This is a genomic window from Pseudomonas xantholysinigenes, assembly GCF_014268885.2.
Lineage (GTDB): Bacteria > Pseudomonadota > Gammaproteobacteria > Pseudomonadales > Pseudomonadaceae > Aquipseudomonas > Aquipseudomonas xantholysinigenes.
Window position 1 is genome coordinate 1,842,564 of record NZ_CP077095.1, and the last position, 13,722, is coordinate 1,856,285.

Here is a 13,722-nt window from a genome sequence, read left to right on the forward strand (position 1 = left end):
GCGTCATAATGTAGCCCCTTTTTTGTTCCCCTACATGTGGAAGGTTACCGTGACTCAGAAGCCCGACCAGTGTCTTGGTGAGTGGATCGATCGTGAAGCCCTGGCTGAAGCGATGATCCCGCTTATCGGTCAGCTCTACCGCAACAACAACGTGGTGAGCTCGATCTATGGCCGCAGCCTGATCAACCGTTCGGTTATCTCGATCCTCAAAGCCCACCGCTTTGCCCGTCACCGTCAAGCCGACGAGACCGAGCTGTCGGTCCACGAGACATTCCCGCTGCTCAAGGCCATGAGCGAGCTGAAACTGGGCGCGGCTTCCGTCGACCTGGGCAAGCTGGCCAACAAGTTCAAGGCCGAAGGCAATGGCCGCAGCGCCGAGCAGTTCGTTCGTGACGAACTGGCCGAGGTGGTGGGTCAGCAGAACGCTTCCGCACGCAAGGGCACCGACGTCGTCCTGTACGGTTTCGGCCGCATCGGCCGCCTGCTGGCGCGCATCCTCATCGAAAAGACCGGTGGTGGCGACGGCCTGCGCCTGCGCGCCATCGTCGTGCGCAAGGGCGCCGAGAACGACCTGACCAAGCGCGCCAGCCTGCTGCGTCGCGACTCGGTACACGGTCCGTTCGACGGCACCATCGTCATCGATGAAGAGAACAACACCATCACCGCCAACGGCAACCTGATCCAGGTGATCTACGCCAAGAGCCCGAGCGAAGTCGACTACACCCAGTACGGCATCCACGATGCGCTGATCGTCGACAACACCGGCGTATGGCGTGACGCCGACGGCCTGGGCCAGCACCTGGCCTGCCCGGGCGCCGCTCGCGTGATCCTCACCGCGCCTGGCAAGGGTGCGCTGAAGAACATCGTGCATGGCATCAACCACGGTGACATCACTGCCGATGACAAGATCATCTCGGCGGCGTCCTGCACCACCAACGCCATCGTGCCGGTGCTCAAGGCCATCAACGACCAGTACGGCATCGTCAACGGCCACGTCGAAACCGTTCACTCGTTCACCAACGACCAGAACCTGATCGACAACTTCCACAAGGGCAGCCGCCGTGGCCGCGCCGCGCCGCTGAACATGGTCATCACCGAGACCGGTGCCGCCACCGCCGCCGCCAAGGCATTGCCAGTGCTCAAGGGCAAGCTGACCGGTAACGCGATCCGCGTTCCGACACCGAACGTGTCGATGGCCATTCTCAACCTGAACCTCGAGAAAGGCACCAACCGCGAAGAGCTCAACGAGTACCTGCGCCAGACCGCCATGCACTCGGACCTGCACAAGCAGATCGACTACGTCAGCTCCCAGGAAGTGGTGTCCACCGACTTCGTCGGCTCGCGTCACGCCGGTGTGGTCGACGCCGAGGCGACCATCTGCAACGACAACCGCGTCGTTCTGTATGTCTGGTACGACAACGAGTTCGGTTACAGCTGCCAGGTGGTGCGCGTGATGGAAGACATGGCCGGTGTGAACCCGCCAGCGTTTCCACGCTGATCCGCTTGTAATGCGTTGAAAAAACGGGAACCTTCGGGTTCCCGTTTTTTTTAGCCTGGCATTTGTGCTGCCTGGGCCGGCCTCTTCGCGGGTAAACCCGCTCCCACAGGACACCGTCGCTTTCCAGGGCGGCGCGCTATCTGTGGGAGCGGGCTTGCCCGCGAAGAGGTCGGTGCGGCCAGCCGAGAACTCGAATTTGCGCACAGTTCTTCTGTTCACCTTGGCGCTCCTCGCTGCTTGCAATCAGGGCCCCGCCCTCGAGCGCTTCGGCGGCCCGACCATGGGCAGCAGCTACAGCATCCAGTACGTGCGCCAGCCTGGCGGCCCGGCGCCGGCTCAGGTGCAGGCCGAGGTCGAGGCCATCCTCCAGTCGATCGACGCCCGCTATTCCACCTACCGCGGTGACTCCACCGTCAGCCGTTTCAACCATTTGCCAGCCAACCAGTGCCTGGTCATCGACGGCGACATGCGTGCGCTGGTCAGCTTTGGCCAGCAGTTGGCCGCACAGAGCCAGGGCGCCTTTGACCTGACGGTGGAGCCGCTGCTCGACCTCTGGGGCTTCGGCCCCCAGGCTCGCGAGCTGCAGGTGCCCGACCCGCAGGCCTTGGCGCGTGCTCGCCAGCGTGTTGGCTACCAGCACCTGCGCCTGGAGGGCGACAACCTGTGCAAGGACGCGCCAGTCGAGCTGGATTTCAACAGCATCGCCGCCGGCCATGCCGTCGACCTGATCGCCGAGCGGCTGCGGGCCATGGGTATCGACAGCTTTCTCGCCGAAGCCACCGGCGAGCTCAAGGCGGTGGGGCGCAAACCGGATGGCAGCGCCTGGCGGGTGGCCCTGGAGCTACCGCGCGAGGATCGCCGGATCGCCCGTCAGGTCATCCCGGTGCAGGATTTGGCGGTGTCGACCTCGGGTGACTATCGCCATTATTTCGAGGACAATGGCCGGCGCTATTCGCACACCTTCGACGCCCGTCTCGGGCGCCCGGTCGAACATGACCTGGCGGCAGTGACGGTGCTCGATGATTCTGCGCTGCTGGCTGATGGCTACTCGACCCTGCTGCTGATTCTCGGGCCGGAGCGGGGCTGGGATTTCGCCGTGGCGCACGGGGTCGCCGCCGTGCTGGTGACCCGGACCGGGGCTGGCTTCGTCTCCCGTGGCACGCCAGCGTTCGAGCGGGCAGTGAAAGACGAGTGAAAGGCAAGCCACGGATGATCGCCGCCAGGGACCCGGTGGAACTACATGTAGTGCAGGCAACAGTGGCCTACGACGCGACCAAGGGTTAATGTGCGCGGCGTTCACGCTTGATTAGACTGCACCCGAATTTTCTCATGGCGCTTCGGCGGCATGATCGCGCCCCGCGGCCACCCGGCCGGCGGGCCAGTTCTGAAGGAGTACGCATGGCTGTCTACAACTACGACGTAGTGGTGCTGGGTTCCGGCCCGGCCGGTGAGGGCGCGGCAATGAACGCCGCCAAAGCAGGGCGCAAGGTGGCGATGGTCGACAGCCGTCGCCAGGTCGGAGGCAACTGCACCCACCTGGGCACCATCCCGTCCAAGGCGCTGCGTCACTCCGTGCGGCAGATCATGCAGTTCAACACCAACCCGATGTTCCGCGCCATCGGCGAGCCGCGCTGGTTCTCCTTCCCCGACGTGCTCAAGAGCGCCGAGAAGGTCATCAGCAAGCAGGTCGCCTCGCGTACCGGCTACTACGCGCGCAACCGCGTCGATGTGTTCGTCGGCACCGGCAGCTTCGCCGACGAGCAGACCATCGAAGTGGTCTGCCCCAATGGCGTGGTCGAGAAGCTCAACGCCAAGCACATCATCATCGCCACCGGTTCGCGTCCGTACCGCCCGGCCGATATCGACTTCAACCACCCACGCGTCTATGACAGCGACACCATCCTCAGCCTCAGCCACACCCCGCGCAAGCTGATCGTCTACGGTGCCGGGGTAATCGGTTGCGAATACGCCTCGATCTTCAGCGGCCTGGGCGTGCTGGTGGAACTGGTCGACAACCGCGGCCAGCTGCTGAGCTTCCTGGATTCGGAAATCTCCCAGGCGCTGAGCTATCACTTCAGCAACAACAACATCACCGTGCGCCACAACGAGGAGTACGACCGCGTCGAGGGCCTGGACAACGGGGTGATCCTGCACCTGAAGTCGGGCAAGAAGATCAAGGCCGACGCCTTGCTGTGGTGCAACGGGCGTACCGGCAACACCGACAAGCTGGGCCTGGAGAACATCGGCATCAAGGTCAACAGCCGCGGCCAGATCGAAGTCGACGAGACCTACCGCACCAGCGTGGCGAACATCTATGGCGCCGGTGACGTGATCGGCTGGCCGAGCCTGGCCAGCGCCGCCCACGACCAGGGTCGTTCGGCCGCTGGCAGCATCGTCGACAACGGCAGCTGGCGCTTCGTCAACGATGTACCGACCGGCATTTACACCATTCCGGAGATCAGCTCGATCGGCAAGAACGAGCAGGAGCTGACCCAGGCCAAGGTGCCGTACGAAGTGGGCAAGGCGTTCTTCAAGAGCATGGCCCGCGCGCAGATCGCCGGCGAGCCGCAAGGCATGCTGAAGATCCTGTTCCACCGCGAAACCCTCGAGGTCCTCGGCGTGCACTGCTTCGGCTACCAGGCCTCGGAGATTGTGCACATCGGCCAGGCGGTGATGAACCAGCCGGGCGAGCAGAACAACCTCAAGTACTTCGTCAACACCACCTTCAACTACCCGACCATGGCCGAAGCCTATCGGGTAGCTGCCTACGACGGCCTGAACCGGCTTTTTTGAGCGGCTCCGGCCGGTGGCCTGAGCCGGTCGGGGAGACCGATTTCAGCCCTACCCGAGGGTGGTCTTGGCCAAACCGGGAAAGTCTGTAATCAGGCTGTCCACGCCAAAGTCAGCGAGCCGGCGCATCAGTGCCGGTTCGTTGACCGTCCACACCGATACATGCAGACCCTGTTTCTGCGCCTTGAGCAGGCGCTCCGGGGTGCATAGGGTCCAGTTCAGCGCGAGCATCTCGCAGTCATAGTTCTGCGCCACTTTCAGCGGGTCGAGCCAGGCGTATTCGGCCACAAGCCCACGCTTGACGTCCGGCACCAGCTCTTGGGCCGCGCCCAGCACTTCTCGTGAGCTCGAGGTAATGGTGACCTTGTCCAGCAGGCCGTATTGCTGGGCCAGTTCGCGGATCGCCAGCACGGTGCTGGCGGCGCGGGTGCGCGAGGCGCTCTTGACCTCCAGTTGCCAGTGCTCGAACGGGCATTTCTCGAACAACTCTTCGAGCCGTGGAATAGGGCATGGCTGTACATGGCCTGGGCCGCCCTTGCGCGCGTCATAGGTGATCAGGTCGGCCGCCGAGTGCTCGACCACCTTGCCGCGTCGGCCGGTGGTGCGCTTGAGGGTCGGGTCGTGGATCACCATCAGCTCGTTGTCGGCCGACAGGTGCAGGTCGAGTTCGCAGCGGTTCACGCCGTGGGACAAGCACTGGCGGAAGCTCTGCAAGGTATTTTCGGGGGCTTCGCCCTTGGCGCCGCGGTGGCCGTAGATAAGGGTCACGTTCGTTCCTTCAAATTCAGGGAAAAAGGGCTCAGGACGCGGGGTCGTTCTGTTCCAGTGCCTGGCGCCGCTGCTGTTGCTGGCGCTGCAGGATGTAGCGGGCCAGCAACTGGCGCTGGGCGTCGGTCATGTCGGTGAATTCGGTGCCCACCTCGAAAGTACCGTCGGGGCGTGGGTCGCAGTGGGTGACCCGGCCGCGCAGCAGCAGGCCGTGGGCGCGGGGCATCAGTACCATCTTCACTTTCACCCGGGTGCCCGGGGCGATCTTCTGTGCCTGGGCGAACTCGATGCCACCCTCGGAGATGATCACCGCTTGTGGCTGGCCGATCTCGCCGATCAGTGTTTGCGCGACCACGGCGCTGAGCAGGTCGAGGCGTTTGCTTTGCGCGCGCAGGAAGGCGGCCAGGGTGCGATCCTTCTCGCTCAGTTGGCGCAGCAGGTGTTGTGATTCGAAGTCCGACAGATGCAGTTCGCTGAGCAGGTTGAACAGCTCGGAATCATCCTGCAACAGTTCTGTTTCAAGGGCTTCGGCCGCGCTGAGGGGGCTGATTTGAAGTGCGATCCGATCTTCGATGCGGTAGTATTCGCGGCGATCTTCTTCGTCTAATGTCGTCATGGCGAACCCAAGGTTACGGCGGTGGTCCGAGTGTAAAGCCGCCGTAGGCGCCTCGCCACAAGGACGTTCCCTTTCATCCGAACAAGCCCCGACATGTTCAGACCTCTATTCGTATTCATTGGTACGCGCTATACCCGTGCCAAGCGTCGCAATCACTTCGTCTCGTTCATTTCGCTCACCTCGATGATCGGCCTCGCCCTGGGCGTGGTGGTGATGATCGTGGTGCTGTCGGTGATGAACGGTTTCGACCACGAGATGCGTACCCGCGTGCTGGGGATGATTCCCCATGCCACACTCGAGACCGGCCAGCCGATCGACGACTGGCAGGGCCTCGCCTCTAAAGTAAAGCAGAATCCGCAGGTGCTGGCGGTCGCGCCTTTCACCCAGATGCAGGGCTTGCTGACCCACGACGGCAAGGTGCAGAAGGTACTGCTCAACGGCGTGGACCCGGCGCGCGAGCGCGAGGTGTCGATCATCGACAAATTCGTCCTCGACGGCAGCCTCGACAAACTCGCGCCAGGCGAGTGGGGCATTATGATCGGCGACAAGGCCGCGCAGAAGCTGGGGGTGGGCATCGGCGACAAGCTGACCTTCGTCGCCCCCGAGGTGAGCGTCACCCCGGCCGGCATGTTCCCGCGCATGAAGCGCTTCACCGTGGTCGGCACCTTCCATGTCGGCGCCGGCGAGATTGACGGCTACCTGGGTATCACCAACATCGCCGACCTGTCGCGCCTGCACCGCTGGAAGGCCGACCAGGTGCAGGGCATCCGCCTGAAGTTCGACGACCTGTTCCAGGCCCCGCGGGCCGCCTGGGACATCGCCCAGCAGTTGGGCGAGCAGCAATTCTACCCGCGTGACTGGACCCGCACCCACGGCAACCTGTACCAGGCCATCCGCATGGAAAAATCCATGATCGGCCTGCTGCTGTTGCTGATCGTGGCGGTGGCGGCGTTCAACATCATTTCCACCCTGGTGATGGTGGTCAACGACAAGCGCGGTGATATCGCCATCCTGCGTACCCTGGGCGCCACGCCGGCGCAGATCATGGCCATCTTCATGGTCCAGGGCACGGTGATCGGCGTGGTCGGCACCCTGATCGGCGCCGTGCTGGGCATCCTCGGCGCGCTCAACGTGAGCGCGGCGATCGCCGGCATCGAGACCCTGATCGGGCACAAGTTCCTCAATGCCGACGTGTATTTCATCGATTATCTGCCCTCGCAGCTGCAGGCCCAGGACGTGTACATGGTCTGTGGCGCGGCGCTGGTCCTGAGTTTCTTCGCCACCCTGTACCCGGCCTGGCGCGCCTCGCGCACCCAGCCGGCAGAGGCGCTACGTTATGAGTGAGTCGCGCATGAGTGATAAAGCCGTGTTGAGTTGCCGCAACCTGGGCAAGAGCTACGAGGAAGGCCCGGAGTCGGTGCAGGTGCTGGCGGGGTTGAACCTCGAGCTGCAGCCGGGCGAACGGGTGGCCATCGTCGGCAGTTCCGGCTCGGGCAAGAGTACCTTGCTCAACCTGCTGGGTGGCCTGGATACGCCCACCGAGGGTAGCGTCTGGCTGGCCGGCGAAGAGTTGTCGGCGCTGGGTGAGCGGGCCCGTGGCCTGCTGCGCAACCGCGCGCTGGGCTTCGTCTACCAGTTCCACCACCTGTTGCCGGAGTTCACCGCCCTGGAGAACGCCTGCATGCCGCTGCTGATCGGCAAGACGCCGATCCCCGAGGCCCGCGAGCGCGCCGAGGCGCTGCTCAAGCGCGTGGGGCTTGGCCACCGGCTGAATCACAAGCCGGCCGAGCTGTCCGGCGGCGAGCGCCAGCGTGTGGCGATCGCCCGCGCGCTGGTCAATCGCCCAGGCCTGGTGATGCTCGACGAGCCTACCGGCAACCTTGACCACCACACCGCCCAGGGTATCCAGGAGCTGATGCAGGAGCTGTCCAGCCACTCGCAGACGGCGTTCCTGGTGGTGACCCACGACCTCAACCTGGCGCGGCAGATGGACCGTGTGCTGCGCCTGGAAGACGGGCACCTGGTGGCGATCTGAGTCGCCTGCGCGGGGCGCCGTGACGGCGCCTCGGTTCACTTCTCTATTGGGTGTACCTGTACATGTTCAGACCCTTGCCCTTGTTCATCGGTGCTCGCTACACCCGTGCCAAGCGCCGCAATCACTTCATCTCGTTCATCTCCATGACCTCGATGATCGGCCTGTCGCTGGGCGTGCTGGCGATGATCACGGTGTTGTCGGTAATGAACGGCTTCCAGCGCGAAATGAGTTCGCGCGTGTTGGGCCTGGTGCCGCATGCCGCGATCCTCGGCGAGCAGCCGCTGGACGACTGGCGCAAGGTCGCCAGCGCCGCCGAGGGCAACCCGGCGGTGATCGCCGCCGCGCCGCTCACCGAGATGGAAGGCATGCTCTCGTACAAGGGGGCGATGCAGCCGATCCAGGTCGCCGGTATCGATCCGGCCGAGGAGGGCAAGGTCTCCATCGTTACCCAGCACATCGTCCAGGGCAGCCTGCAGGACCTCGTGCCGGGCGAGTACGGCGTGGTCATCGGCGAGCTCACGGCCCGGCGTTTTCGCTTGAACACCGGCGACAAGCTGACCCTGATCGTGCCGGAGATCAGCAAGGAGCCCGGCGGCATCACCCCGCGCATGCAGCGCCTGACCGTGGTCGGCATCTTCAAGGTCGGCGCCGAGCTCGATGGCTCCCAGGCCTATATCCATGTCGCCGATGCCGGCGAGATGCAGCGCTGGGCGCCGGGCCAGGTGCAGGGCGTGCGCCTGAAGCTGCACGATCTGTATGCCGCGCCACAGGTATCCAAGGCTATCGCCAGCAGCCTTGGCCAGGGCTACCGCGCCGATGACTGGTCGCACACCCAGGGCAGCCTGTTCAGTGCCATGAAGATGGAAAAGACCATGATCGGCCTGTTGCTGATGATGATCATCGCGGTAGCGGCGTTCAACATCATCGCCACCCTGGTAATGGTGGTGAACGACAAGGGCGCCGACATCGCCATCTTGCGCACCATCGGTGCGACGCCGGCGCAGATCATGGGCACCTTCATGGTCCAGGGCAGCCTGATCGGTATCGTCGGCACCTTGCTCGGCGGGGTGCTGGGGGTAATCCTGGCGCTGAACGTCAGTGCGGTGGTCGGCTGGCTCGAGCGGGTCAGCGGGCAGCACATCTTCACTTCCGATATCTACTTCATCAGCAGCCTGCCGTCCGAGCTGCAGTGGGGTGACGTGGCTCTGATTTGCACGGCTGGCCTGGTGATGAGCTTCTTGGCGACCATCTACCCGGCGTATCGCGCCTCGCAAATCGAGCCAGCGATGGCGTTGCGCTACGAGTAAGCCTCAAGCTGTTCGTTGAATCGAGGGTTTTGGGGCGCTTTGCGCCCCTTCGCGGCACAAGACAGCCCCGGTTCACGGCCTGTCAGGTAACTCGATCACAAACCGCGTCCAGCCATCCGCGCACTCTGCCCGGATGCTTCCCCCATGTGCCTGCACGATCGAGCGGGTGATCGCCAAACCCAACCTCGCATGCTCGCTGCTGCCTTCCTGGCGTGCCGGGTCTGCCCGATAAAAACGGTCGAACAACCGCTCCAGCAACGGTGGCGCGATCGCCCCCCCCTGATTGGCGACCACGATGCGCAGCCCGGGCTCCAGCGTTACCCGAATCTCGCCCCCGGCCGGGGTGAAGCGCAGTGCGTTGTCCAGCAGGTTCGACAAGGCCCGGCGCAGCATATGCCGGTCGCCCTCGGTGTGAGCCTCGCCTTCGCGCAGCAGTCGTACCTCGGCCTCCTCAGCCAACGGCGCGTAGTACTCCAGCAGCGCATCGACCTCTGAGGCCAGGTCCAGCGCCTGGCGATTGGGCATCAGCAAGCCATGGTCGGCCTTGGCCAGGTAGAGCATGTCGTTGACCAACTGGGCCATCCATTGCAGCTCCTCGAGGTTGCCGTGCAGCGCCTCGCGGTATTCCTCAAGGCTGCGTGGGCGGGTGAGGGTGACCTGGGTGTGGGTGAGCAGGTTGGACAACGGTGTGCGCAACTCATGGGCGATATCGGCGGAAAACGCCGACAGGCGTTGGAACGCATCGTCCAGGCGCTGCAGCATGGCGTTGACCGTGCCGGCTAGCTCGGCCAGTTCCTCGGGCATGGCGGCCACTGGCAGGCGGGTGGTCAGCGAGCGCGCATTGACGCTGGCCGCGACCGTGCCCATCTGGCGCAACGGTTGCAGGCCACGGCGCGCGGCCCAGGCACCGAGCAGCGCGGTCGCCAGCGCCGAGAGCCCGACGGTGAGCCAGATCAGCCGCTGCATGCCTTGCAGGAAGTGCTGGTGATGGGTGATGTCCAGGTACAAGGTCAGCTGCGGCGAGTCAGGCCGGTTAGCCTCGAGCGGGGTGCTCAGGCTGCGGTAGTCGACCCCTTGGCTGTGCAGCGTGGCCAGGCCGTTGTGCTCGGGGACCGCGGGCAGTGCGCCGCGGCTGGCGAACCAGGCTGTGCCGTCGGCGGCGTCTATGCGCAGGGATAGGTCGGATTGGTGGCTCAGCTCGCCGAGCAGCGCCGGCAGGCGGGTGGCCAGTTGCGCCTGGCTATCGACGCCGTCGAGCAGGCTGCGCATCAGCGACAGGCGGCCATTGAGCAATTGCTGGTCGAGTTCGACGAAGTGTTGCGCGCTGGCGCGGCTGAACAGCAGGCCGGCGCCCAGCGACACACTGGCGGTGCAGGCGGCGAACAACAGTGCCAGGCGGCTGCCGAGGGACAGGCGGCGCATCAGTCCTGGCGCTCTTCGAGCACGTAGCCCATACCGCGCACGGTATGGATCAACTTGGTCGGGTGGTCGTCGTCGATCTTCAGGCGCAGGCGGCGAATTGCCACTTCGATGACGTTGGTGTCGCTGTCGAAGTTCATGTCCCACACCTGCGAGGCGATCAGCGATTTGGGCAGCACTTCGCCCTGGCGGCGCAGCAACAATTCGAGCAGGGCGAATTCCTTGGCGGTCAGGTCGATGCGCGCGCCGGCTCGCTCGGCGCGACGGCGGATCAGGTCCAGGCGCAGGTCGGCCAGGTCCAGGCAGGTGTCCTGACTGGCGCTGGTGCCGCGGCGCAGCAGGGTGCGTACCCGGGCCAGCAGTTCGGAAAAGGCAAAGGGCTTGACCAGGTAGTCGTCGGCACCCAGCTCCAGGCCATGCACGCGGTCTTCGACCGCATCGCGGGCGGTGAGGAACAGCACCGGCGTGTCCAGCCCGGCCTGGCGCACGGCCTGGAGGATCTGCCAGCCGTTGCGCCCGGGCAGCATCACATCGAGGATCAGCAGGTCGTGGTCGCCGGTCAGCGCCAGGTGCTGGCCACTGTCGCCGTCATGCGCCAGCTCGGTGGCGAAACCGGCTTCGCTCAGGCCCTGGCTCAGGTACTGGCCGGTCTTGGCCTGGTCTTCGACGATCAGCAGTTTCATGGCGGTTCTTGTTCCTGGGCGGGGCGTGGTGGCGGAAATGATACGTGACGATCTGGCGGCCTGCCCAAGCTGACAAAGTTGTAATCTTCCCGTCAGCCAGCTGCCAGCCAGCCTTTTCGACAATGGCGCCACTTTCGCTGCAATGATCCGGAGTCATCCATGAAACACCTGTTGCTTACCGCCGCGCTCACCTTGGCCAGCCTGTCCGCCTTCGCCGGCGAGGCCAAGACCTTCGCCTTTGGCGAGCCGGCCCCGGCGGCCAAGGCCACCCGTACCGTCGAGGTGCTGCTCAAGGATATCGCCTTCGAACCCAAAAGCCTCAAGGTGAAGGCCGGTGAAACCGTGCGCTTCGTGCTGATCAACCAGGGCAAGCTGCCCCACGAGTTCAACCTTGGCGACAAGGCGATGCATGCCGAGCACCAGAAGGAAATGGTCGCCATGCAAGGCAAGATTTTTACTGCGGGCATGAACCACGAAGGCATGGATCATGGCCAGATGGACCGCAGCCAGATGATGGGCGGCGAGCATGGCCACGCCGGTGGCAACACTGTGCTGGTGCAACCCGGCCAGCGTGCCGAACTGACCTGGACATTCCACAAGTCGGCGCCCATCGAGTTCGCCTGCAACGTGCCGGGTCATTACCAGGCCGGCATGGTCGGGCCGCTGACCATCGAGTGACATCCGCTCCAAGGCGGGCTGCAAAACCGGTAGACTAGGTGCAATTCCGAACCTTCAGGTCAGTTTCCATGCATCCCGCCGCCGAACATTCCCCGCTGGGCAAGTCCAGCGAGTACATTGCCACCTACACTCCCTCGCTGCTGTTTCCCATCCCGCGCCTGGCCAAATGGGCCGAGCTGGGCGTGAGCGGTGACGCGCTGCCGTGGCAAGGCGTGGACTTCTGGAATTGCTTCGAGCTGTCCTGGCTGCTGCCGTCGGGCAAGCCAGTGGTGGCCATCGGTGAATTCGCCATCCCATGCGATTCGCCGAATATCATCGAGTCCAAGTCGTTCAAGCTGTACCTCAATTCGTTGAACCAGACGGTGTTCGCCTCTGCGGCCGAACTGCAGGCTTGCCTGGTCAAGGATCTGTCCGCCGCGGCGGGCAAGCCGGTGGCGGTCAAGATCAGCACCCTGGCCGAGGTCGAGGCCCAGGGCGTGACTGCCTTGCCGGGCCAGTGCATCGATGCGCTGGATGTGAGCATCAGCAACTATGAACAACCCCAGTCAGAGCTGCTGCGTTGCTCGGCGCAGCGCATGGTGGAAGAAACCGTGCACAGCCACCTGCTCAAGTCCAACTGCCCGGTCACCGGCCAGCCAGACTGGGGCAGCGTGGTGGTGGCCTACAAGGGGAGGGCGCTGGACCATGCCAGCCTGCTGACGTATCTGATCAGCTTCCGCCAGCATGCCGACTTCCACGAGCAGTGCGTGGAGCGAATCTACCTGGACTTGAAGAACCTGCTGCAGCCAGAGCACCTGACGGTGTATGCGCGCTATGTGCGCCGGGGTGGGCTGGATATCAATCCGTACCGCAGCACCGGGGTGATCAACCCGCAGAACCTGCGGTTGGTGCGCCAGTAAACTGATATTGGCTGGGCGTCGTGGTAGCGGGCTAGCCCGCTACCACGCGCCTGTCTCATGCACGGCCTGATCAGATCCCCATGCTGTGCAGCGAGTTGGCGATGCTGCGCAGGGTGGCGGTGAGGTCCGGGTGGTCGGCCTCGAAGCGCTCGATGGCCAGGTTCACGCCGTCGACCAGGTTGTTGTCCGGGGTGGCTTCTTCAAGCTTGAGCTGGGCCTCGATCTGCCGGGCTTCTTCATGCAGGCTGGCCAGCTCTTCTTCCGAAAGCGGCACATTGCGGTCCAGTTGCTCGCGCAGGCTATTCAGGCGCTCTTGCAGTTCGCGGGCAGGCATTGTTCGTACTCCATCAATGGCTTGGCAGACCATGGACCTCAGCGCAGCGCCAAAGGTTCTGGCCTGCCTCCAAGCGTAATCCACCTGCAGGCGCTTTGCATGACCCGCATCAACGGGGATGTGTCAGGGTTTCTCACCCTTGTGCCGGCGCTGGGCGATGTCCGCCAGGCAGGCGTCGAGGGCTTCGAGGTGGTCGATCACCGAATGCACGCCCAGCCCGAACAACGCCAGGGTGGCCTTGCCACGGGCTCGCTCCTGTTCCTGTCGGCTAAGTGCCTGCCACTGCGGTGAAGCTTGCTCGCCGGCCGCCAGACCCACGGTCCACAGGCCTGCGTTCAAGCCCGATTGCAGCAGCCGTGGCTCGCCGCTAACCAGCACGCAACCGTCCAGGCACTGGCTTTCCAGGTTCATCAGTGCCTGCCAGCAAGCATTGGGTGCCGGCCACTTGCAGCCATTGACCGGGTGCCCCGGCAACCAGTCGGGCAGTACGCCGGTCAAGCGCTTGCCCTGGGCGGGGGTGAGTTCGTCGAGCCAGATGCACGGCACCTGGCGGGTGCGCAGGCGCTCCAGTGAGTCGAGGGCGCCGGGGGTGGGCAAGGGCACGCCGTTCGCGGCCTGGACCAGGCAGCCGCGCAGGCCGAACAGCACGGCGGTGAAGGCGGGGGCTTCGGGCATGGCAACGTCCCTGAAATAGG

At 64.4% G+C, this 13,722-nt stretch carries 14 protein-coding genes; 8 read left to right on the forward strand and 6 right to left on the reverse strand.

All coding sequences use genetic code 11. The features are described from left to right. Window positions 1-34 precede the first annotated feature (34 nt). The 3 genes from HU772_RS08335 to sthA all read left to right on the forward strand — a co-directional run bounded on the left by HU772_RS08335 (window position 35) and on the right by sthA (window position 4,291). Window positions 35-1,498 (forward strand): glyceraldehyde-3-phosphate dehydrogenase, encoded by a 1,464-nt coding sequence (locus tag HU772_RS08335; protein ID WP_186659828.1) that lies wholly within the window; start codon window positions 35-37, stop codon window positions 1,496-1,498. A 196-nt stretch (window positions 1,499-1,694) separates the two neighbouring features. Further along, window positions 1,695-2,693, forward strand: a complete 999-nt coding sequence (locus HU772_RS08340) for an FAD:protein FMN transferase (protein ID WP_186659829.1) — start codon at window positions 1,695-1,697, stop codon at window positions 2,691-2,693. Window positions 2,694-2,896: 203 nt separating this feature from the next. Continuing rightward, window positions 2,897-4,291 (forward strand): Si-specific NAD(P)(+) transhydrogenase, encoded by a 1,395-nt coding sequence (gene sthA, locus HU772_RS08345; RefSeq protein ID WP_186659830.1) that lies wholly within the window; start codon window positions 2,897-2,899, stop codon window positions 4,289-4,291. Between the two features lie 48 nt (window positions 4,292-4,339). On the opposite strand, the gene HU772_RS08350 is transcribed toward sthA, so the two are convergent. Continuing rightward, a complete protein-coding gene (locus HU772_RS08350) occupies window positions 4,340-5,056 on the reverse strand; it encodes a glycerophosphodiester phosphodiesterase (protein ID WP_186659831.1) in 717 nt (238 codons plus the stop codon). A gap of 31 nt (window positions 5,057-5,087) precedes the next feature. Then, the gene (locus HU772_RS08355; RefSeq protein ID WP_186659832.1) at window positions 5,088-5,672 is read right to left on the reverse strand and encodes a PilZ domain-containing protein; all 585 of its coding nucleotides are present in this window, start codon (window positions 5,670-5,672) and stop codon (window positions 5,088-5,090) included. Between the two features lie 93 nt (window positions 5,673-5,765). Between HU772_RS08355 and HU772_RS08360 the strand changes: the two genes are divergently transcribed. From HU772_RS08360 to HU772_RS08370, 3 genes are all read left to right on the forward strand, one after another. After that, a complete protein-coding gene (locus HU772_RS08360) occupies window positions 5,766-7,016 on the forward strand; it encodes a lipoprotein-releasing ABC transporter permease subunit (protein WP_186659835.1) in 1,251 nt (416 codons plus the stop codon). A 7-nt stretch (window positions 7,017-7,023) separates the two neighbouring features. Next, entirely contained in the window at window positions 7,024-7,707 is a 684-nt protein-coding gene (gene lolD / locus HU772_RS08365) for a lipoprotein-releasing ABC transporter ATP-binding protein LolD (RefSeq protein WP_186659837.1), read from the forward strand. A gap of 62 nt (window positions 7,708-7,769) precedes the next feature. Continuing rightward, a complete protein-coding gene (locus HU772_RS08370; protein WP_186659839.1) occupies window positions 7,770-9,014 on the forward strand; it encodes a lipoprotein-releasing ABC transporter permease subunit in 1,245 nt (414 codons plus the stop codon). A 72-nt stretch (window positions 9,015-9,086) separates the two neighbouring features. On the opposite strand, the gene HU772_RS08375 is transcribed toward HU772_RS08370, so the two are convergent. Both HU772_RS08375 and HU772_RS08380 read right to left on the reverse strand, forming a co-directional pair. Then, entirely contained in the window at window positions 9,087-10,436 is a 1,350-nt protein-coding gene (locus HU772_RS08375) for a heavy metal sensor histidine kinase (protein ID WP_186659840.1), read from the reverse strand. Then, window positions 10,436-11,116, reverse strand: a complete 681-nt coding sequence (locus HU772_RS08380) for a heavy metal response regulator transcription factor (protein WP_186659842.1) — start codon at window positions 11,114-11,116, stop codon at window positions 10,436-10,438. Before HU772_RS08380 ends, HU772_RS08375 begins: the two co-directional genes overlap by 1 nt. Before the next feature lie 159 nt (window positions 11,117-11,275). Here HU772_RS08380 and HU772_RS08385 point away from each other — a divergent pair, with 159 nt between their 5' ends. After that, on the forward strand, window positions 11,276-11,794 hold the full coding sequence (locus HU772_RS08385; protein ID WP_186659844.1) for a cupredoxin domain-containing protein: 519 nt from the start codon (window positions 11,276-11,278) through the stop codon (window positions 11,792-11,794). A gap of 68 nt (window positions 11,795-11,862) precedes the next feature. Next, a complete protein-coding gene (queF, locus tag HU772_RS08390; RefSeq protein ID WP_186659846.1) occupies window positions 11,863-12,693 on the forward strand; it encodes an NADPH-dependent 7-cyano-7-deazaguanine reductase QueF in 831 nt (276 codons plus the stop codon). Window positions 12,694-12,763: 70 nt separating this feature from the next. Here the strand turns inward: queF and HU772_RS08395 are convergent, their stop codons facing one another. Together HU772_RS08395 and pcrP are read right to left on the reverse strand one after the other, a co-directional pair. Then, entirely contained in the window at window positions 12,764-13,027 is a 264-nt protein-coding gene (locus HU772_RS08395; RefSeq protein ID WP_063545619.1) for a DUF4404 family protein, read from the reverse strand. Window positions 13,028-13,150: 123 nt separating this feature from the next. Continuing rightward, on the reverse strand, window positions 13,151-13,702 hold the full coding sequence (pcrP, locus tag HU772_RS08400) for an HAD superfamily inactivated hydrolase PcrP (protein ID WP_186659848.1): 552 nt from the start codon (window positions 13,700-13,702) through the stop codon (window positions 13,151-13,153). Window positions 13,703-13,722 lie beyond the last annotated feature (20 nt).